This is a genomic window from Mycetocola sp. CAN_C7 (assembly GCF_015752285.1).
Lineage (GTDB): Bacteria > Actinomycetota > Actinomycetes > Actinomycetales > Microbacteriaceae > Mycetocola_A.
The window spans coordinates 517,820-537,476 of record NZ_JADOUY010000003.1 but is presented as its reverse complement, the minus strand read 5'-3'; the positions used below and the strand labels follow the sequence as shown (position 1 = coordinate 537,476).

The following is a 19,657-nucleotide window of genomic DNA, read 5'->3' as shown; positions in this document are numbered from 1 at the left end:
CGAAAAAACGTCTCCTTGTGGGGTCGTCCCAGTTTACGGGGCAGAGGCGGTGGCCCTCACCGCGTCAGTTGACGAAGATCCTGCGGTTGTCGATGAGCCGCGTGGTGCCGACCCGCGCGGCGATGAGCACGACGGCCTTGCCATGGTGGTCACCGTCGACGGGCAGGAACGTCGCCGGGTCCACGACGGCCAGATAATCGAGTTCGACCCTCGGTTCTCCGACGATCACCGACTGCGCGGCGGCGACGACGGCGTCGATGCCGCGGTCGCCAGCGGCAGCGGCAGCGTCGAGAGCGGCGGGGAGAACGCGCGCCGAGCGCCGTTCGGCGTCATCGAGGTAGACGTTACGACTCGAGAGCGCGAGTCCGTCGTCGGCCCGGACGGTCTCGACGCCATGGACCTCGACATCGAAACTGAGGTCGCGCGCCATCCGCTGGACGAGAAAGAGCTGCTGGCCGTCCTTCTCACCGAAGACGGCTGCGTCCGGTCTGAGAATGTGGAACAGCTTCGCCACGACGGTGAGCACCCCGTCGAAATGCCCGGGGCGCGTCCGCCCCTCGTACCTCGTTCCGATGTCACCGGCCCTGACCCGGACGGAGACATCCCCGTCCGGGTACATGTCGTCACCCGACGGGGAGAACACCAGCGTGACCCCGCGGTCGGCCAGCCGGGCCACGTCGGATTCGAGGGTGCGCGGATAGCTGCTGAGGTCTTCCTTCGGCCCGAACTGGAGCGGGTTGACGAAGATCGACACCACGACGATGTCGCCGAGTTCGGCCGCGCGGTCGACGAGGGCGAGGTGTCCGTCGTGCAGCGCTCCCATGGTCGGCACGAGCACGACTCGAGGTTCTGCGATTCCGTTCGCGATCGCCTCCCTGCGGGCTTCGGCGATGCCTGAACGGATGTCAGCGATACTGTTCGTCACTCACCGATGGTACCGGTCGGCGTCGCTCCGTCGTCGTCGAGACCGAAGGCTCCTGGCTCGACCAGCGGACGACCGGCATCCTGCAGGGCGTTGTCGACGGACGACCGCACGAGCGAGGAGAGGAATCCACCGGGATGCTCGACACCGATTCCCGAGAGCAGGCCGGCGGCCTGCGCGACGATCGACCGGGAGAACGCCGTCGCGATGTCGATCGCCTCGGCGTACGCGGCGCGGTCGGTCTCTGCGACGATCACCGGTTCACCACCCATCTCGACGACGAGGGCCTGCCCGATCGGCTGCACGGGGGCAGGTGCGGTGACGGCGAACCAGCTCTCGGCGAGACGGGAGATGTCGATACTCGTTCCGGTGAAGTCCATGGCGGGGTGAATGGCCAGCGGAATCGCGCCGAGCGCCTGGGCAGGTGCGAGCACGGCCACACCGAATGCCGCAGCGGTGTGCACGACGAGCTGACCTGGCTGCCAGGTGGATGTCGCGGCCAGCCCGGCGACAAGCGACTCGAGTTCGGAGTCAGGTACGGCGATGAGAACGAGTTCGCTGCGCTCGACGATGCTCGGGATGTCGAGAACGGGCACCTGCGGGAGCATCGCTTCCGCACGGTCACGACTCTCATCCGATACGGCACTGATACCGGTGATGGCGTGCCCGGCTCCGGCAAGCGCTGCACCGAGAACCGGCCCGACCTTTCCTGCCCCGATGATGCCGATGCCGAGGCGTCCGGCCCGACCGCTCATCGCAACCCTGTTTCGGGGTCGGCGTGTGCCGCCGGAGGTGGGATTGGGAGGACCGTTCCCGTGCTTTCCGCGCGGTTCTCCGCCCAGCGGTGGCTGTGATCGGCGCGCGAGGCCGCAACGATGCCGGCTGAGACGTCGCCGAACAGCTGGACGGCCTCAGCCGTTCCGATCACCGGGAGCGTCGCAGTGATCGGGCCGATGACGGTGTGGGCGCGGGCGGACGCAAGACGGAGCATCCGTTCGACGGGGCCCTGGGACACCGCGAAACTCACCATGCGCGCGAGCGGGAGCAGGTCGATCTTGCGCCAGACGACACCGCGCCGGAACAGGAGCAGCCCATCGTGGAGGGCGTAGCCCGTGCGTCGCCAGGCGAACGGGTCCAGCCAGCGGGCCCGTCGCGGCGCGAGCACGAAGCCCGAGTGGCCGGGGTCGCGGATGGCGCGGTCGAGCTCGTCATGCAGATCGATGGTGGAGACGGAACCGAGGAGCAGTTCGACCACGCGGGCCACATCGGTGAGGGTGCCGACCGGGAGCACCGTCGTGTTGCCTTTTCCTCCTGCTGCGGCCTCGGCAGACAGGCCGGCCTTGTTGATCTTGACCTGCCACCAGCCGAACGGGCGCCAGAGGATCGATTGCGAGATCTCCACGGCGTGCACACGGCCGGGTGGGAGGGTGTCGTTACTGGTCGAGAACAGTCCGAATCCGATCCGGACTCCCGACGGCGTTCCGGCGATCGAATACCGCAGGGATTTCGTCACGGTCGTCCAGAAGTAGCTGACGATGCCGATGACGCTCGGCACGAACCAGAACAACGCCCAGACGGCGCCGTTCACCAGCGAGACGATCATGACGACGGCGAGTACGACGATGAACACCGTGCCCCAGCCCAGGATCGTGGAACCGATGAGGCGGGGAATGGGGATGCGCACGACGGATTCGGGCGGTGCCGCCGATGGATCGAGTTCCGGCGCCAGAAATTCGTTGACCCGTTCGTTGACGACCCGGCTGATCGCCGGATCGTTCGCTCCGACGACGCCGTCAGGACCGACGGTCGGCGCCGGAGCGAGTCCCTGCTCGGCGAGACGGACTCCTGACGCGAGAGTCAGCACGTCGCGGCGCAGGTCGTCGGCGTCGCGCGAGAAGAGGTACTCGAGCTTGACGCTGGCATCCTGACCGGCGACGCTGACCTCCATCTTGGCGGCACCGAACAGCCGAGGCAGGAACGGCCGGGAGATACTGACGCCCTGGATCCTGTCGAGTTTTGCCTTGCGGTGGGTGCGGAACAGGATCCCGCTGCGCACCTCAACGGCCTCGTCCGTCACTCGGAAGGTGTGCATGCGCCATGACACGAAGAACGCGGCCATCACGATCAACAACACAACGAGCACGGCGAGGAGCGCGAAACCGATGAATCCGTGCTCCCAGACGTAGGTCAGAGGGTCGTAGTCATCGGGGTCGTACTCCCCCGCCCCCGGCACGAAGAACTCGAGGAGCCTCTCACGCAGGTTGGCGATCACGAAACCGGTGATGGCCAGGAAGGCGATGCCTCCGCGGAGCAGCGGAGTGGCCGGGTGCAGCCGGTGCCACTCCCCGTCCGTCAGGCTGCGACGAGGATCGGAAGGCCGGCCGGCCGGCTGCTGGCCGGCAGACTGCTGGCCGGGGTGGGGAACGAGCTCGTCGGCCGGCAGGGCCGCGGCATCCGGTTCGCCGGTCATAGGCCGGTCCGCCTGCTCTCGGCGACGGTGACGAGATGGTCGCGCAGTTCCTCGGCTTCCGTCTCAGGAAGCCCGGGGAGCACGATGGCGCTCGACGCAGACGCTGTCACGAACTTCAGTTCGGCGAGTCCGAACGCACGGGCGACCGGGCCGCGGTTGATGTCGATGAGCTGCATGCGCCCGTAGGGAACCGCGACGATTCTCGTCCACATGATCCCGCGACGGAACAGCAGGTCGTCCTGCCGGAGCTGGTACCCGATCGACCGGATGCGACGCGGGGTGAATGCTGCCCCGATCAGGATCGCCAGCAACAGCGCGGACATCACCCACCATTGCCAGGCCTGCTCGAAGACGACAGCGAACACGATCGCCGCTGCGACGATCACGGCCGCGAAGATGGCGGCGCCGATGAGGTCGACGACGACGTATTTCGGAGAGACGCGACGCCAGTCCCCCGCGCTGAAGTCCGGACGGCGTGGCGCTTCCGCGGCCGGATTCTCCTGCGGCGGAGGTGTCGGCAGCGGTGACGCTGGTGAACTGATCGACTCAGGAGTCGTTGGGTCGTCCGGGTGCGTCGTCATCATCGTCCTTCGGCAGGGTGCAGAGGTGTTCGGCCACGAGCCCAGCGGCTGTCAGCACGGCAGCGCCGATGCAGGTGGCGATCGCGAGCCACATCGAGCCTAGCGCGGGCAGCACGGGGCGGGTCGAGAAGTAGATCACGGCGCCGAGACCGACTCCGGTGAGGAGAGCGCCCACGTGGCTGGATGCCTTGGCGAGCACAACGACCCGCATGGCCTGGAACGGATCGATCCGGGCGACGCGCTTTCCTGTCACCGTCCGCCGGATCGGAATGGCGAAGCCCAGCACGATCGCTGCCGCGGCGAGCAGGGTGAGCGGGAGGGTGATCGGCGGAATGATCAGGGCGCGCCCGAACGCCTCCACACCGTATTCGAGCAGGAACCCGGCAACGAATCCCAGCACCGCGAGTCCGATCAGCGGGGTGGCACGCGTTCGGTTCACGCGTCGGTCCCCGAACGCTTTGCCAGCTCTGCACTCAGGTCGGCGACACGTCCCACCCCGGGAAGAACGGCCTCAGGGTCGAGTTCCAGCCAGGGCGTCAGCACGAAGGCGCGCTCGGCGGCGCGGGGGTGCGGGAGCACGAGGTCGGGTTCGTCGACCTGCAGGCTGCCGAAGGTGATGATGTCGATGTCGAGCGTCCGGTCTCCCCAGCGTTCGGCCCTCACCCGGCCGAAATCCACCTCGATGGCGTTGACGACCCTGAGGAGGGCATGGGGATCGAGCGCTGTACGCACCAGCGCGACGCCGTTGAGGTAGCCGGGCGCTGTGGCATCCTCCCCGCCCGGTTTGACGGCGACCGAGTCGACCAACGTCGACAGGGCGGCCACCCGGATGCCGTGCCTGGGCAGTGCGGCGACGGCGGCGCGGATCGTCGTCTCTCGATCGCCCAGGTTGCTCCCAAACGCCAGCACCGCCCGTTCGCCGCGCAACCCTCGAACCGGCGGGTGGATGTGGGGTTTCGGAACCGGAGTCACGATGGTCCGGCCCGCAGGCTGCCAGCGTCGACGTCGACGTCAGCGAATCGCAGGATGCTCACCGCGACATCGTCGAATGGCACTGAAATCGGGGCATCCGGCTTGTGGACGGTGACGCGCACGCTCAGCGCCGCCGGGTAGGCGAGAACGAGAGCTGCGACGCGTTCAGCGACCGTCTCGATGAGATCGACGGGGTCGGATGCGACGGCCGCGGCCACACTCTCGGCGAGTTCGCCGTAGTGGATCGTCGTGGTGACGTCGTCGCTCGTCGACGCAGGCTGCAGGTCGATGCCGACGACGAGGTCGACAACGAATTCCTGGCCGCTCTCGCGCTCGAAGTCATAGACGCCGTGGTGCGCGCGCACCCGGAGCCCGGTCAGGGTGATGGTGTCGCCGGTAGTCACAGAGCCCACTCTACGGTGCGGGTTGACGCCGGGTCGGGCTGACCGCGCCGCTTATGCCGCTGACGCGTCTTTGCGGTCGTCGACCGACTTCACGATGCGCCACGCCAGCGGGAGAACGGACGCGGCGATGAGCCACTTCACGATTCCGCCGAGGATGAACGGGTAGAAGCCGAAGGCGAGCAGTGAGCCGATGTCGGTCGGGAGCCCCATCGTGCCGAGAATCATGCCCATGTATGGGATGCCGAAGAGGAACGGCACGAGGCTCGCACCGAGGAAGGCGAAGAGGGAGAGGCCCGGTCGTTTGTCCCAGTTGCGCTCGGCGAGCCAGCCGATGAAGGCTGCAGCGGCAATGAATCCGATGATGAAGCCGAACGACGGCTTGGCGAGGGCGATGAGCCCACCGGTCCCGCCGGCGAAGATCGGGAGCCCGGCAAGTCCGAGGAGCATGTAGCTGAGGAGCGAGGCCGCTCCGCGCCACGCGCCGAGCGTTGCGCCGACGATCATGACACCGAGCGTCTGCCCGGATACCGGCACCGGCCACATCGGGATCTCGATGAGCGCTGTCGCACTGACCACCGCGACACCGGTCGCGATGAGAGCGACGTTGTTCACGACGCTGCGCGGGACGACGCGGTCGGCGAGGGTCAGTTTCGGTGAGGCAAGCGTTGCAGTCGTCATTCGTTCTCCTGTGTGCGCTGGGGCCGGGAATGTGGCACCGCTGAACACACTATCCGCATTCGCGCGCCTGCCGGGTTGTCAGGTCGACGCAGAGCAAGCCGGAGATCTGTGAAGGATTCCTCCAACAATCACCGACCACGCGTGCTTCCCAGCCGCCGGTGGATGTCGAGAGCGACGACCGTCGCCCGAGCATCGTGCACACGGACACCCCAGAGGCCGGCGTCGGCGAGCAACGCACTGACGACGGCGGTGGGAAGGTCGCGGTCGAGAATCGACGCCGACTCGGGCAGAAGGGCGCCGAGGAACCGTTTGCGGGACGCTCCGACGAGGACGGGCGATCCGATGGCCTGAAGTTCAGGCAGCCGCGACAGGATCTCCCAGTTGTGCTCCGCGGTCTTGGCGAAGCCCAGGCCCGGATCGAGAACGACCTGTTTCGCATCGACGCCTGCGGCGACCACGGCGGCGAGTTGTGCGGTGAGTTCGCTCATCACGTCGTACACCACGTCGCCGTAGCTGGCCTGCGACTCCATCTCGGCGCTGTGCCCCCGCCAATGGCTGAGCACGAACAGTGCGCCTGTCCGTGCGGCGACTCCGGCCATCAGCGGGTCGGCGAGCCCGCCGGAGACATCGTTGATGATCGCGGCACCGGCAGCGACGCTTTCTGCGGCCGTGTCCGCGTTCATCGTGTCGACCGAGATGCGGATGCCGTCTGCGGCAAGCGCGCGGATCACCGGCAGGATCCGACGCTGTTCTTCGGCACTGCCGATGCGTGAGGCGCCCGGCCGGGTCGACTCGCCGCCGACATCGATCACATCGGCGCCGTCGGCCGCCAGCTGCCTGCCGTGGTCGATGGCGGCAGCGTGGTCGAGGTAACGACCACCATCGCTGAACGAGTTGGGAGTGACGTTGAGGATGCCCATCACGAGCATCCGGTCTCGCCCGGTGGGCTCAGTCATGGAGCGCGGCGTCGCCCCGGCCCATCAGTGCGACGATCTCTGCCCGCCTGACCGGATCGGTGAGTTCGCCCCTGCTTGCGAGGGTCAGGGTCGACGACCCGGTCTGCCTCGAACCGCGCGCGACGACGCAGCCGTGGCTGGCGTCGAGAACGACGAGGACGCCGCGGGCGGAGAGACCGCTCTCGATCGCGTCAGCGATCTCTTCCGTCAGCCGTTCCTGCAGTTGCGGCCGCGCTGCGAGCGTGCTGACCACTGCGGGCAGCCGGCCGAGGCCGACGATCCGGTCGCTGGGGAGGTAGGCGATGTGTGCCACACCGAGGAACGGCAACAGGTGATGTTCACAGACCGAGCGGAAGGCGATGTCTCGTACCACGACCGCTTCGCCCGGTCCGCCGTCGCCGAGCGCGACGGCATCCGCCAGGTGTACGAGCGGGTCGGTGTTCAGCCCGCCGAAGAACTCCGTGTATGCCTCGGCGACCCTCGCCGGGGTGCGCACCAGGCCCGGCCGGTGAGGGTCTTCACCGATCGCCAGCAGGAGTTCGGTGACGGCCCGTTCGATCCTGCCGGTGTCCATCCCGTTCTCCTCGGCCGCACTCATCGAGGTCAGGCCGTCGCCGGGCGGGGGTTCACCTGCGGGGCACGGGCTGGCGTCGAATCGCTCTGAACGCCACCGTCTGTGACTCCGGGATCGATGGGTGCCTTGGAGACCGGGACCGCGATCGGCGGCTGCTCGGAGACGGGCCGGCTGGTGCTCGACAGCCACTGCGGTCGCGGCGGGAGCTTGCGGATGTCGGAGAAGATCTCGGCGAGCTGGTTGTGGTCGAGGGTTTCCTTCTCAAGCAACTCGGCGGCGAGACGGTCGAGGATGACGCGGTTGTCATTGAGCACCTGCCACGCTTCGTCGTGCGCCTGCTCGATCAGCACGCGCACCTCGGAGTCGACGGTTTCGGCGATCTGCTCTGAGTAGTCGCGCTGGTGTCCCATGTCGCGGCCGAGGAAGACCTCACCGCTCGACTGGCCCAGCTTGATCGCTCCGACGTTGGCGCTCATGCCGTACTCGGTGACCATCTTGCGGGCGATCCCCGTGGCCTTCTCGATGTCGTTCGAGGCCCCGGTCGTCGGATCGTGGAACACCATTTCTTCGGCGACGCGGCCGCCCATGGCGTAGGTGAGCTGGTCGAGAAGTTCGTTGCGGGTGACGGAGTATTTGTCTTCGAGTGGCAGCACCATGGTGTAGCCCAGCGCACGGCCACGCGGCAGAATGGTCACCTTGGTGACCGGATCGGTGTTGTTCATCGCCGCTGCAGCGAGAGCGTGCCCGCCTTCGTGGTAGGCGGTGATGAGTTTCTCCTGGTCCCTCATCACCCGACTGCGACGCTGAGGGCCGGCCATCACGCGGTCGACGGCTTCGTCAAGGGCGCGGTTGTCGATGATCTGCGCGTTGGATCGCGCGGTCAGCAGCGCCGCTTCGTTGAGGACGTTGGCCAGGTCTGCACCGGTGAAGCCTGGCGTCTTGCGCGCCATGACGTCGAGGTCGACGCTCTCGGCCATGGGCTTGCCTTTGGCGTGCACCTCGAGGATCTTTGTGCGCCCCTTGAGGTCGGGCGCGTCCACGCCGATCTGACGGTCGAAGCGGCCGGGGCGAAGCAGGGCAGGGTCGAGGATGTCCGGGCGGTTCGTCGCGGCGATCATGATGACGTTCGCCTTGGGGTCGAAGCCGTCCATCTCGACGAGGAGCTGGTTGAGGGTCTGCTCGCGTTCGTCGTGCCCGCCGCCCATGCCGGCGCCGCGGTGACGACCGACAGCGTCGATCTCGTCGACGAAGATGATCGCCGGTGAGTTTTCCTTCGCCTGCTGGAACAGGTCGCGCACCCGGCTGGCGCCGACACCGACGAACATCTCAACGAAGTCGGAACCGGAGATCGAATAGAAGGGAACTCCGGCCTCACCGGCGACGGCGCGGGCGAGAAGGGTCTTACCGGTTCCGGGAGGGCCGTACAGCAGGACGCCCTTCGGGATCCGCGCTCCGACGGCCTGGAACCGGTCGGGCTCCTTGAGGAAGTCCTTGATCTCTTCGAGTTCCTCGATCGCCTCGTCGCTCCCGGCGACGTCCGCGAAGGTGACCTTCGGTGATTCCTTCGAGACAAGCTTGGCTTTCGATTTGCCGAACTGCATGACCTTCGATCCGCCGCCCTGCATGCTCGACAGCATGATCCAGAAGAAGACACCGATCAGCAGGAGCGGCAAAAGCAGCCCGAGCGCGGAGAGCCACCAGCTCGGCTGGGGCACCTTGTCGGTGAAGCCCTCGCTCGGGGCGGCAGCGTCGACGGCGGCGACGACATCGTCTGCTCGCGCGGTCAGGTAGTAGAACTGCACCATGGTGCCGTTGTCACCGTCGGCCTTCGCCAGAGTGAGGTCGGCACGGTTGTCGCCCTCGGTCAGGATCACCTCGTCGACTTTGCCGTCCTGCAGAAGTTCCAGCCCGTGGTCGGTCGACACCTCACGGAAACCGTTCACGTTGAGCAGGCTCGAGCCGACCCAGAATACGATGATGGCGATCAGGATGTAAGGCAGCGGGCCTTTGAAGATGCGCTTGAAATTCATAGTGCGGATGAGCGGATGCCCAAGACCTTTCTGAAGGGACGGCGAAGCGTCTGACGCCCCGTGACGACAAGGCTATCGCCAGAATGCTGGGCGACGCCTCTATGTTCGCCGCAGGGGGAACGCCCCGGGCTCAGGCGTAGACGTGCGGAGCGAGAACGGCGACGTCGCGCAGGTTTCGGTAGCGCTCGTTGAAGTCCAGGCCGTACCCGACGACGAAGTCGGTGGGAATGTCGAAACCGACATACTTGCAGTCGATCTCGACCTTCGCGGCATCCGGTTTTCGGAGCAACGCACACACCTCGATGGATGCTGCCCCACGTGAAGCGAAGTTGTCGAGCAACCACGACAGGGTGAGACCCGAGTCGATGATGTCTTCGACGATGAGTACGTGGCGGTCGGTGAGGTCGGAGTCGAGGTCCTTGCGGATCTGGACGACGCCGCTCGACTTCGTGCCTGCACCATACGACGAGACGGCCATCCAGTCGATCGACACGTGGCTGGTCAGCGCGCGGGAGAGGTCGGCCATGACCATGACGGCACCCTTGAGAACACCGACGAGCAACAGGTCTTTGCCTGCATAGTCCGCATCGATCCTGGCGGCCAGTTCGGCCAGCTTTTCCTGGATCTGCTCCTCGGTGACGAGGATGGTCGTGAGGTCGCGTGAGATGTCGCTCGATTCCATGATTTGAGTCTACGGATGCTTCGCGCCGCCCGATGCACCCTCGTCCGCCGCCCCCTGCTCCAGCGACGGATCCGCCTGCTCACCCCTCGCCGTGAAGACAAGGCGTCCGTCCTGGCGGGAGACGCGGATGCCCGGCACGTCGATCGGTCCCTGGCCATGCCAGTCCGTGACGAGGCCGGCGATCGTCACGGTGTGGACGCGGGAGAGGGACTGGCCGAATTCGCTGCGGGCCACCAGACGGATGATGCGGTTGCGGATCGCCGCGGGGTTCGCAGCGAGCGACGCCACGGATACCGCGATACCGGCCTCTGCCGGCTCGCAGATCTCCTCGATGAATTCATCGATCATCGCGTCGAACGCTTCGGCGTCCTCACGGAGCTGCTCCGCCGTCCGGGCAAGCGCCTCAGCGATCCCAGGTCCGATCTCGCGCTCGAGGACAGGGAGCACGGTATCGCGGACGCGCACTCGGGTGAAAGCGGGATCGGAGTTGTGCGGGTCCGTCCACGGCAGCATCCCGTCAGCGGCGCAGGCAGCGGTGGTGACCGACCGACGGATGCCGAGCAGCGGCCGCAGGTAGCGCCCTGAGACGGCCGCCATCGCTTTGAGACTTCCGGCGCCTGCGCCACGGGCCAGTCCGAGGAGCACGGTTTCGGCCTGGTCGTCGAGGGTGTGGCCGAGCAGGACCCGGTCTGCCCCAGCCTCGTCCGCGACGGCGGCGATCGCACGGTAACGCGCGTCCCGTGCTGCTGCTTCGGGACCGTTCGTCGACGAGACTTCGACGCGACTCACGATCACCGGAGACAATCCAAGAGCCCGAGCGGTCTCAGCGGCGTGCTCAGCGACCTCCGCCGACCCGTCCTGCAGGGCGTGGTCGACAATGACGGCTCCGGCGCGGACACCGAGCTTCGGCGCCTCGAAGGCCGTGGCCGCGGCCAGCGCGAGCGAGTCGGGCCCACCGCTCAGAGCGACGAGCACGGAGTCGCCCTCGCTCACCGCCGCCTGCACCGCCTCGCGCACCGCGAGGCGCACGGCGGCTACCGCCGGGCTGAGCGGTGGGCGGTGTGGCAGGTCCTGTGGAGGCATCAAGTAACGTTATTGCAGACTTTCAGATTAGGGAGAACCACTCATGGCCGATTACGACGTCGTCGTAGAAATTCCCAAGGGCAGCCGCAACAAGTACGAGGTCGACCACGAAACCGGTCGCGTCTACCTGGACCGCGTTCTGTTCACCGCTTTCAGCTACCCGGTCGACTACGGCTACTTCGAGAACACGCTGGGACTCGACGGTGATCCCGTCGACGCGCTCGTCCTTCTCGAGTACCCGGTGTTCCCGGGTGTCGGTATCAAGGTGCGCCCGGTCGGTGTGCTCAACATGACCGATGAGGCCGGCTCAGACGCGAAGGTCGTCTGTGTCCAGTACAAGGACCCTCGCTGGTCACACATCCAGGACATCACCGACGTCCCCGAGCAGACCCGCAAGGAACTCGAGCACTTCTTCGCCAGGTACAAGGACCTCGAACCCAACAAATGGGTGACGATCGAGGGCTGGGGCGACGCCGCCGAAGCCGAGGCGATCGTCGAAGCCGGCATCGTGAAGCTCCGTGAAGAAGGAAGCCACTAGGCATCCGCTTTTCTCGCGAACACCGAAGCCCCACTGCCTCTCCGGCCGTGGGGTTTCGGTGCGTCAGGAGCTGGCTTTTCCGACCGACCGAGCTCGTTTTGGCAAATCGCGAATCGACCCGTATGCTTACTTCTCGGTAGTTACGGAGCCCTCACAGGCTCACGGCCCCATCGTTTAGTGGCCTAGGACGCCGCCCTTTCACGGCGGTAGCACGGGTTCGAATCCCGTTGGGGTCACGTTAGCTACTAGAGTGTAAACAAGTAAAAAGTAAGGCCCTGTAGCGCAGTTGGTTAGCGCGCCGCCCTGTCACGGCGGAGGTCGCCGGTTCAAGTCCGGTCAGGGTCGCTGAGGCAAGAGCCCTTCCGAAAGGGAGGGCTTTTTCCCTTCCAGCGGCCAATAGCCGTTGGGCTCTGTAGCTCAGTTGGTAGAGCGCACGACTGAAAATCGTGAGGTCACGGGATCGACGCCCGTCGGAGCCACGGAAACCCCTGTCTAGCTTCTACATGATGGGGGTTTCTTCAGTTAACTGCCCCCGTATGCTCGACCTGATGAGTTCGAGCGGGCATCGCCGTCACAGTCGACGTCGTTCCTCCCGCACACACAGATGGAGGCACGATGAGCGAGGATGCGACGAGCACGGATGCGATGACCGACGAGGAGTCCTCTCCCCGGTCGGCCGGGCGTCGCGCCGCCGACAGCCACGACCTCATCCGGGTGCATGGCGCCCGGGTGAACAACCTCAAAGACATCAGTGTCGTCATTCCGAAACGACGACTGACCGTCTTCACCGGTGTCTCCGGCTCCGGCAAGAGTTCTCTCGTCTTCGGGACCATCGCCGCCGAATCCCAGCGCATGATCAACGAGACGTACAGCGCTTTCCTGCAGGGTTTCATGCCGAGCCTGGCCCGACCGGATGTCGATGTGCTTGAAGGTCTGACCACAGCGATCATCGTCGACCAGGAACGCATGGGAGCAAACTCCCGCTCGACGGTCGGCACGGCGACAGACGTGAACGCGATGCTGCGGATCGTCTTCAGCAGGCTCGGTCAGCCGCATGTCGGCTCGCCACAGGCATTCTCGTTCAACGTCGCATCGATCAGCGGGGCCGGAGCCGTCACGCTCGAACGCGGCGGACGGACGACGAAGGAACGCCGAAGCTTCGAGATTACCGGCGGGATGTGCCCGCGCTGCGAAGGCATGGGCACGGTGAATGACATCGATCTGAGCCAGCTCTATGACGATTCGAAGTCCCTCAACGACGGCGCGTTGACCATCCCCGGCTACACGGCAGACGGCTGGGGCGTGAAGATCTATTCCGGATCGGGATTCGTCGACCCGGACAAGCCGATTCGGAACTACACGAGGAAGGAGCTCGATGACTTCCTCTACCACGAGCCGACGAAGGTGAAGATCGGCGATATCAATATGACCTACGAGGGGCTGGTTCCCCGGGTGCAGAAGTCGATGCTCTCAAAGGATCGTGAGGCTATGCAGCCGCACATCCGCGCCTTCGTCGACCGCGCCGTCACCTTCACGACCTGCCCGGAGTGCGGCGGGACCAGGCTCAACGAAGGTGCGCGATCCTCGAAAATCGCGGGGATCAACATCGCGGAAGCCTGCGCAATGCAGATCAGCGACCTCGCCTCGTGGGTTCGCGACCTCGACGAGCCATCGGTCGCTCCGTTACTCGTCGCATTGCAGGACACGCTCGACTCCTTTGTCGAGATCGGGCTGGGCTATCTGTCCCTCGACCGCCCGGCTGGAACGTTGTCCGGCGGCGAGGCCCAGCGCACCAAGATGATCCGGCACCTGGGCTCATCGCTCACTGATGTGACGTATGTGTTCGATGAACCGACCATCGGCCTCCACCCACATGACATCGAGAGCATGAACCGCCTGCTCCTGCAGTTGCGCGACAAGGGCAACACGGTGCTCGTCGTCGAGCACAAACCGGAGATGATCGCAATCGCCGACCATGTCATCGACCTCGGCCCCGGTGCAGGGACCGCCGGCGGCACCATCACTTTCGAGGGGTCCCTCGACGCCCTCCAGGGCAGCGATACGCTCACTGGGCACCATCTCCACGACCGGGTCGCCCTGAAATCGTCCACCCGAACGCCGAACGGCGCACTCGGGATCCGAGGTGCGACCGCGCACAACCTGCGGAATGTCGACGTCGACATCCCGCTCGGCGTCCTTGTTGTCATCACCGGTGTGGCCGGATCGGGCAAGAGTTCACTGGTTCATCATTCGATCCCGGCGGGCGAAAACGTGATCTCGATCGATCAGGGAGCCATCCGCGGGTCGCGCCGGAGCAACCCGGCGACCTACACCGGGATGCTCGAGCCGATCCGCAAGGCGTTCGCGAAGGCGAACGGAGTGAAGCCCGCCCTGTTCAGCTCCAACTCCGAGGGCGCCTGCCCCAACTGCAACGGTGCAGGAGTCATCTATACCGACCTCGGCGTGATGGCCACGGTCGAGTCCCCGTGTGAGGTGTGCGAAGGCAAACGGTTCCAGGCCGAGGTCCTCGAGTACCGCCTCGGCGGACGCGATATCAGCGAGGTCCTCGCGATGTCGGTCACCGAAGCCGAAGAGTTCTTCGGCGCCGGTGACGCGCGGACACCGGCTGCCCATGCGATCCTCGCCAGGCTGGCCGACGTCGGGCTCGGTTACATCAGCCTCGGCCAGCCCCTCACGACGCTCTCCGGCGGTGAGCGGCAGCGGCTCAAGCTGGCCACCCAGATGGCGGAGAAGGGTGGGATCTACGTGCTCGATGAGCCGACGACGGGCCTCCACCTGGCCGACGTCGAGAATCTGCTCGGCCTGCTCGACCGCCTCGTCGACTCAGGCAAGTCCGTCATCGTGGTCGAGCACCATCAGGCCGTCATGGCCCACGCCGACTGGATCATCGATCTTGGCCCAGGAGCAGGCCATGACGGCGGACTGGTCGTCTTCGAGGGCTCCCCTGGCGATCTCGTCGCCGCGAGATCGACTCTCACGGGTACCCACCTGGCGAGCTACATCGGCGCCTGACCCGCGACGCACGATCCCGACCCCCGAACGGGTGGCGCGTCAGGCATTTTCCGGATTTTGCACCGCAATCTGGGGGCACGGCCGCCTCAAAACGTGACGTATAGTCATGTTTATCGATCGAGGGGACGTCCCATGAAAAATGCATGGACGCTGGAAGACCTGTACCGCAGTATCGCGCGCGGGTGGCTTCTGCTTGTCGCCTGCGCTCTCGCATTCGCCGTCATCGCGCTCGGTGCGTTCCAGATGTGGCCGCAGAAGTTCGAGGCGACGGCCATGATGACCGTCGAACCCCTGACCGTCAGTTCAACGACCCAGGGAACAGGCAGCGGCGTGAATATGGAAACAGAACGCGTCGTCGCCACGTCGAGCGAGGTGCTCGCCCTGGCAGCGAAAGAGCTTGGCGCCACGACGATCAGCGAACTGTCCGATGGCGTCGTCGTCTCCGTCCCCAAAGGATCACAGGTTCTGGCGTTCACCGTCACAGCCGAGGACCCGATGACTGCCGCCCAGCAGGCCAATGCGATCGCCAACGCATACAGCGAGCGACGCGTCGCCAACGCTGAGGCCGTCGTAGCGGATGCCATCACGTTCCTGTCCGGTCGCATCGCCGAGCTCGAGACGCAACTGGCAACGACCGATCCGACGAGCGAAAACACCCAGACGCTGCAAACGCAGATCGCGTCTCTCCAAAACAATCAGGCGTCGCTGACCTCGACGACCTTCTACTCCGGCGCGCTGATCAGCCCCGCCGTCGAGCCGTCATCATCGACCCGGCCGTCGCTGCCCGTCTTCGTCGCCGGCGGTCTCTTCATCGGCCTGTTCCTCGGATCGTTCTGCGCCCTGCTGTACGGTCGGCGTCGGCTCCGTGCCAGCGCCGAAGAACCCGAGGTATCGGAACCAGAACCGGTGACCGCGAAGCGGCCGATGCCGGGCATCCGCCCCACCAGGACCACGCCCGACCGCACGACGGGTGACGCGAAAAAGACGAACTGGGTACCGCCACGGACCCTGATCCTCGGCGATGATCGGCTGGAGACCGGGGCCGACCGCTCCGAGCTGATCCTTCCGCGCTCAGGGTCCACGCGCTGACACCTGGCACCGCTCCACACTCATCGCACCCGGAGGCCCCCGTGACCGCACGTTTCGCATCGACCGCTTTCGGCCTCAAGACCCGAGTCGCTCAGCGGGGCATCCGAGCGGTCGACCGCTCCCTGCGCACCGGCGAGCGGCTCGACCCCGAGATGGCCGCGCGACGGCAACACACAGCGACGATGGACCTGGTCCGATACGCCTTCGACACCACCCCGTTTTATCGCGATCGCTATCGAGAGGCGGGGATCAACCGTCGGGATCTCTTCGACCCCGACATCTTCGAGAGCCTCCCGGTCGTTCGAAAGGCAGATCTGCGCGAGCGACAGGGCGATTTCCTCGCCGAGGGTGTCCCGCCGTCACGCCGGCTGACGAGCGCGACAGGCGGGAGCACCGGCGTCCCTGTCGCGTTGCTGCACGACCGACGGGCCCCAGTGGCCGCCATGTGGTGGCGGGTCTACCGCTGGTGGGGGATCGAACCGTGGGAGGACATGGCCTTCATCCACCGGGAGCGCCGGACAGCTGCAACGCAGAGACGGGAAGCCCTGGAGTGGTGGCCGAGCCGTCATCTCGTGCTCGACTCCCGTGCAATGTCCCCGGCCTCAATGGAACAGTTCCACGAGACCTGGACGGAGGTCATGCCGAGGCTTCTCAACGGGTACATCGGCGGCGTGCACGAGTTCGCTTCCTACGTTTTCGAACACTCGCTGTCTATCCATGCGCCACACGCGATCGGCGTCACCTCTGCCCCTATCACGCCGTCGCAGCGGACGTTCATCGAATCAGTCCTCGGCGCCCCGGTGTACGACCAGTACCGGACGGCAGAGGTGCCGTGGATTGCCGCGCAGTGCTCGGAGCGATCCGCGCTCCACGTCTTGTCGGACCTCAGGACGCTCGAGATCACCGACGACGACTGGAAACCGGTCCCGCCAGGCACTCTGGGCAACGTCGTGATCACCGACCTCTGCAATCGTGTCTTCCCCCTCATCCGTTACGAGATCGGCGACCTGACATCCATCATCGACGAACCGTGCGCCTGCGGTATGTCCCTGACCCGCATCGCGCCGATCTCGGGGCGCATCTCCGACGTGCTGCGCCTGCCCAGCGGGCTGAGCGTCGCCGGCGGGCTGAATGCTCTGTTCAACGCCCGCCCGGATGCCGTCCGCCAGTTCCAGATCCACCAGCGCGCCGACTACACGATCGCCCTCCGCTATGTGAAGGGGGACAGTGCCGACGCCGAGTCGGCCGTGGCTGATGCCGCCGAGCGGCTCGCCGTGATCGTGGAGCACGCTGTCCCGGTGATCCTCGAGCCTGTCGAGTTCATCGCCCATGACCGGGGCAAAGCCAGGACCGTCGTTTGCGATGTCGCCGCTCCTGTGGCGTCCTGACAGCGCGGACAGACACCGATACAAGCGGCGCCGCGTCCACCGGACGCGGCGCCTCGTCTGCGTGCAGGGGCGGGTCAGGCCCGGGCAAACCCGGCCGCGGATACGGCGTGGTCTTCCGGCCACAGCTCTCGGACGATGTCGACGGTGCTCTTGATGTGGGTAGCCGATGACGCTCCGAAGACGATGGACTCGATGCCCGGCTGCTCGTGGATCCACTCGAGCGCCTCACGCGGCGGGATGGCCCCCGAGGCAAAAACGGACATCGCGATCGGACGGAACCGCCCGCTCGCCAGCGCGGTGTCGTATGCCTCGGCCCCACCAGACACCCGGAAGCCGATCTTGTTGATGTTCGAGCTGACGATGGGCTGCTCGATTCCGGCTCGGTCGAGGATCTGGAGGAGCCGCGGCAGGTTCATGGTGATGAAGCCGGGCTCAGCACCGTAGCGTGACCGCACGTGATCGGCGAACATCCGGAAGGCATCGACGAAACCGAGGCCGAGGAGAAGGTCGACCACGACGTTCTGAAGGAAGATCACCGGCGTGGAGAGCCCGCGGAACATCTTCATCTCGGCGTCAACCAGAAGGGTGATGATCCCCTCGATGTCTTTCGTGGCGATGGACTTGCCGCCCCTCATGGCGGCGTTCAGCAAACCCTCGTCCGGGAGGAAGGCCTTGAGCGCCCCGAGCATGCCGTACTCGGACACCGCGTTCGCGTACTTGTGGGCGTACGGCATGCACGGATAGAACTGGTAGTCGGGGTAACGCTCCGGGTGGGCACGCACGTGGTCGGCGACCTCAGCGATGCGCTCGTGCGTCGTACACATGAAGGTACGGATGCCCTCGGCGTACGCCGCATCGATCACGTCGATGATGGCACTGGTCTCCTGAAAGCGCACGGCCTGCGCCCGCGCCTTCTCCTCGGACATGTGGTTGACTCCGAAGAATTGGTTGTCTCCGAGCAATAAACGATCCACGGATCCTCCTTGGTTGAAGCTACGGCGCGTCGTCAGGCGACGGACGCGCGGGTCCTGCGGTGCCAGATGGATGAGCGTGCCAGTGGCGCCGGTGCCGGCACCGCCTGCTCACGCAGGGTCGACGGGCCAACAGCGGCGTCCGCAACCAGCATCTCGATCACGCGATCAGTGTTCGCCGCGACGGCGAAGTTGTTCTCCCGGTGCGCCCGTTCGACGACGGGCACCTCACTGGCCGACTGGACGAAGTAGTCGAGTTCGGCGCTGTACTCCTCGCCGCGCAGGTAGAACCACACCGGATCGGTGAGCTCCGTCGTATAGCGGACGTTCCAGCCGTGGCGGAAACCGTCCGGGACATCGGCCGATTCGTTGAGGTAGATGCGGCACTCCTGACGGTCGGCCGAGATCTTGCCCTTCTTGCCGTAGATCGTCAGCTGCGTGGTCATCTTGCGGAAGGACTCGTCCGACCAGTTCACCGAGAGCTGACCGGTCATCCCTGTCCCGAAGAAGAGAGTGGTGAAGACCTCGTCATCCGTCTCGGCAGAGAACACACTGCCGAGGACAGTCCCACCGACGCCGGTCGGAGCTCCGAAGTACCAGTTGAGCAGATCAAGCGGATGGGCGGCGTAGTCGTAGACGCAGCCTCCTCCGCTGGCTCGCTTGCTTCGCCAGGTGCTCCCTTTCTCTTTGAGGACGACCGGGCCGTACGCTTCGGCGGTGACATGGGTGACGTCGCCGATCGCACCGAGGTCGAGCAGCCGCTTCACCTCACGGAACGCTCCCACGAAACGATTGTGGTAGCCGACCTGCGTCACGAGACCCTCCGCCTGCGCCCGGGCGGCGAGCTCCTCCGATTCGCGCGAGGAGAGCGTCAGGGGCTTCTCACAGAACACATGGATGCCACGGTCGAGCGCCTCTGACACCAGCGAATAGTGCGAGGACGTCGGCGTCGCAATGATGACGGCATCCGCATCGACTCGGTCAAGCATCCTCCGATAGTCGGTGAAGGTGGGCACCCCTGTGTACTTCGAGAGCACATCCAGGATGTAGGTCATCGAGTCGCAGACCCCCACAACCTGGACGCCAGGGTGGGAGTTCACCATGGCCAAATGAGACAGTCCCATTTTGCCGACTCCTACGATCGCGATTCTGAGCATTGACGTACCCCCAAGACGGGTCAGGTTCTAGAAAGTGTGGATTCCTCACATTATGCTAGCCATCAGAAGACACGGACAGCATGCCCCATTCGGGGCGCACTTTGGAGGTCGTGTGATGACCAGACGCAC

19 protein-coding genes and 3 tRNA genes are annotated in these 19,657 nt (G+C 65.7%); 7 read left to right on the top strand and 15 right to left on the bottom strand.

Going from position 1 to position 19,657, the window contains the following annotated elements:
• Positions 1–64 precede the first annotated feature (64 nt).
• The 13 genes from panC to tilS form a co-directional block, all read right to left on the bottom strand.
• Positions 65–925, bottom strand: coding sequence for a pantoate--beta-alanine ligase (gene panC, locus IWX78_RS09290; RefSeq protein WP_196833225.1), 861 nt, complete (start codon positions 923–925; stop codon positions 65–67).
• On the bottom strand, positions 922–1,677 hold the full coding sequence (locus IWX78_RS09285) for a Rossmann-like and DUF2520 domain-containing protein (protein WP_196833224.1): 756 nt from the start codon (positions 1,675–1,677) through the stop codon (positions 922–924). Before IWX78_RS09285 ends, panC begins: the two co-directional genes overlap by 4 nt.
• The gene (locus IWX78_RS09280) at positions 1,674–3,392 is read right to left on the bottom strand and encodes a PH domain-containing protein (protein ID WP_196833223.1); all 1,719 of its coding nucleotides are present in this window, start codon (positions 3,390–3,392) and stop codon (positions 1,674–1,676) included. Before IWX78_RS09280 ends, IWX78_RS09285 begins: the two co-directional genes overlap by 4 nt.
• On the bottom strand, positions 3,389–3,976 hold the full coding sequence (locus tag IWX78_RS09275) for a PH domain-containing protein (RefSeq protein ID WP_334684656.1): 588 nt from the start codon (positions 3,974–3,976) through the stop codon (positions 3,389–3,391). The genes IWX78_RS09280 and IWX78_RS09275 overlap by 4 nt, the downstream gene beginning before the upstream one ends.
• Positions 3,939–4,412, bottom strand: coding sequence for a DUF3180 domain-containing protein (locus tag IWX78_RS09270; protein WP_196833222.1), 474 nt, complete (start codon positions 4,410–4,412; stop codon positions 3,939–3,941). Before IWX78_RS09270 ends, IWX78_RS09275 begins: the two co-directional genes overlap by 38 nt.
• Positions 4,409–4,945, bottom strand: coding sequence for a 2-amino-4-hydroxy-6-hydroxymethyldihydropteridine diphosphokinase (folK, locus tag IWX78_RS09265; RefSeq protein WP_334684655.1), 537 nt, complete (start codon positions 4,943–4,945; stop codon positions 4,409–4,411). The genes IWX78_RS09270 and folK overlap by 4 nt, the downstream gene beginning before the upstream one ends.
• Positions 4,942–5,349, bottom strand: coding sequence for a dihydroneopterin aldolase (gene folB / locus IWX78_RS09260; protein WP_334684654.1), 408 nt, complete (start codon positions 5,347–5,349; stop codon positions 4,942–4,944). The genes folK and folB overlap by 4 nt, the downstream gene beginning before the upstream one ends.
• 51 nt (positions 5,350–5,400) lie before the next feature.
• Positions 5,401–6,027, bottom strand: a complete 627-nt coding sequence (locus IWX78_RS09255; protein WP_196833220.1) for a biotin transporter BioY — start codon at positions 6,025–6,027, stop codon at positions 5,401–5,403.
• Between the two features lie 128 nt (positions 6,028–6,155).
• Positions 6,156–6,983, bottom strand: coding sequence for a dihydropteroate synthase (gene folP / locus IWX78_RS09250; RefSeq protein WP_334684653.1), 828 nt, complete (start codon positions 6,981–6,983; stop codon positions 6,156–6,158).
• Positions 6,976–7,557 (bottom strand): GTP cyclohydrolase I, encoded by a 582-nt coding sequence (folE, locus tag IWX78_RS09245; protein WP_196833219.1) that lies wholly within the window; start codon positions 7,555–7,557, stop codon positions 6,976–6,978. Before folE ends, folP begins: the two co-directional genes overlap by 8 nt.
• Positions 7,558–7,586: 29 nt before the next feature.
• Positions 7,587–9,587, bottom strand: a complete 2,001-nt coding sequence (gene ftsH / locus IWX78_RS09240) for an ATP-dependent zinc metalloprotease FtsH (RefSeq protein WP_196833218.1) — start codon at positions 9,585–9,587, stop codon at positions 7,587–7,589.
• 130 nt (positions 9,588–9,717) lie between these two features.
• Positions 9,718–10,269: a hypoxanthine phosphoribosyltransferase gene (gene hpt, locus IWX78_RS09235; protein ID WP_196833217.1), complete on the bottom strand. Its 552-nt coding sequence runs from the start codon at positions 10,267–10,269 to the stop codon at positions 9,718–9,720.
• 9 nt (positions 10,270–10,278) lie between these two features.
• Complete coding sequence (gene tilS, locus IWX78_RS09230; protein WP_196833216.1) at positions 10,279–11,352, bottom strand: tRNA lysidine(34) synthetase TilS; 1,074 nt, start codon at positions 11,350–11,352, stop codon at positions 10,279–10,281.
• Between the two features lie 43 nt (positions 11,353–11,395).
• On the opposite strand from tilS, the gene IWX78_RS09225 reads away from it, so the two are divergent.
• The 7 genes from IWX78_RS09225 to IWX78_RS09195 all read left to right on the top strand — a co-directional run bounded on the left by IWX78_RS09225 (position 11,396) and on the right by IWX78_RS09195 (position 17,400).
• Positions 11,396–11,890 carry an inorganic diphosphatase gene (locus IWX78_RS09225; protein ID WP_196833215.1) on the top strand — a complete coding sequence of 165 codons (495 nt, stop codon included), beginning with the start codon at positions 11,396–11,398 and terminating at the stop codon, positions 11,888–11,890.
• Between the two features lie 163 nt (positions 11,891–12,053).
• Positions 12,054–12,126 (top strand) — tRNA-Glu (locus tag IWX78_RS09220).
• A gap of 35 nt (positions 12,127–12,161) precedes the next feature.
• Positions 12,162–12,235 (top strand) — tRNA-Asp (locus tag IWX78_RS09215).
• 61 nt (positions 12,236–12,296) lie between these two features.
• Positions 12,297–12,369, top strand: a tRNA-Phe gene (locus IWX78_RS09210).
• A gap of 166 nt (positions 12,370–12,535) precedes the next feature.
• Complete coding sequence (locus tag IWX78_RS09205; protein ID WP_196833278.1) at positions 12,536–14,923, top strand: ATP-binding cassette domain-containing protein; 2,388 nt, start codon at positions 12,536–12,538, stop codon at positions 14,921–14,923.
• Positions 14,924–15,055: 132 nt separating this feature from the next.
• On the top strand, positions 15,056–16,012 hold the full coding sequence (locus IWX78_RS09200) for a hypothetical protein (RefSeq protein WP_196833214.1): 957 nt from the start codon (positions 15,056–15,058) through the stop codon (positions 16,010–16,012).
• A 41-nt stretch (positions 16,013–16,053) separates the two neighbouring features.
• Entirely contained in the window at positions 16,054–17,400 is a 1,347-nt protein-coding gene (locus IWX78_RS09195; RefSeq protein WP_196833213.1) for a phenylacetate--CoA ligase family protein, read from the top strand.
• A 74-nt stretch (positions 17,401–17,474) separates the two neighbouring features.
• Here the strand turns inward: IWX78_RS09195 and IWX78_RS09190 are convergent, their stop codons facing one another.
• Complete coding sequence (locus IWX78_RS09190) at positions 17,475–18,374, bottom strand: hypothetical protein (protein ID WP_334684652.1); 900 nt, start codon at positions 18,372–18,374, stop codon at positions 17,475–17,477.
• 32 nt (positions 18,375–18,406) lie between these two features.
• Positions 18,407–19,528: a Gfo/Idh/MocA family protein gene (locus tag IWX78_RS09185; RefSeq protein WP_334684651.1), complete on the bottom strand. Its 1,122-nt coding sequence runs from the start codon at positions 19,526–19,528 to the stop codon at positions 18,407–18,409.
• Positions 19,529–19,657: the final 129 nt, after the last annotated feature.

What these genes read in the sequence shown, in the direction of transcription:
- folE (WP_196833219.1), bottom strand. Translation starts at nt 7,557, where the DNA reads ATGGACACCGGCAGGATCGAACGGGCCGTCACCGAACTCCTGCTGGCG.
- tilS (WP_196833216.1), bottom strand. Translation starts at nt 11,352, where the DNA reads ATGCCTCCACAGGACCTGCCACACCGCCCACCGCTCAGCCCGGCGGTA.
- IWX78_RS09185 (WP_334684651.1), bottom strand. Translation starts at nt 19,528, where the DNA reads ATGCTCAGAATCGCGATCGTAGGAGTCGGCAAAATGGGACTGTCTCAT.
- folP (WP_334684653.1), bottom strand. Translation starts at nt 6,983, where the DNA reads ATGACTGAGCCCACCGGGCGAGACCGGATGCTCGTGATGGGCATCCTC.
- ftsH (WP_196833218.1), bottom strand. Translation starts at nt 9,587, where the DNA reads ATGAATTTCAAGCGCATCTTCAAAGGCCCGCTGCCTTACATCCTGATC.
- IWX78_RS09280 (WP_196833223.1), bottom strand. Translation starts at nt 3,392, where the DNA reads ATGACCGGCGAACCGGATGCCGCGGCCCTGCCGGCCGACGAGCTCGTT.
- IWX78_RS09275 (WP_334684656.1), bottom strand. Translation starts at nt 3,976, where the DNA reads ATGATGACGACGCACCCGGACGACCCAACGACTCCTGAGTCGATCAGT.
- IWX78_RS09205 (WP_196833278.1), top strand. Translation starts at nt 12,536, where the DNA reads ATGACCGACGAGGAGTCCTCTCCCCGGTCGGCCGGGCGTCGCGCCGCC.
- IWX78_RS09255 (WP_196833220.1), bottom strand. Translation starts at nt 6,027, where the DNA reads ATGACGACTGCAACGCTTGCCTCACCGAAACTGACCCTCGCCGACCGC.
- IWX78_RS09200 (WP_196833214.1), top strand. Translation starts at nt 15,056, where the DNA reads ATGAAAAATGCATGGACGCTGGAAGACCTGTACCGCAGTATCGCGCGC.
- IWX78_RS09285 (WP_196833224.1), bottom strand. Translation starts at nt 1,677, where the DNA reads ATGAGCGGTCGGGCCGGACGCCTCGGCATCGGCATCATCGGGGCAGGA.
- hpt (WP_196833217.1), bottom strand. Translation starts at nt 10,269, where the DNA reads ATGGAATCGAGCGACATCTCACGCGACCTCACGACCATCCTCGTCACC.
- IWX78_RS09225 (WP_196833215.1), top strand. Translation starts at nt 11,396, where the DNA reads ATGGCCGATTACGACGTCGTCGTAGAAATTCCCAAGGGCAGCCGCAAC.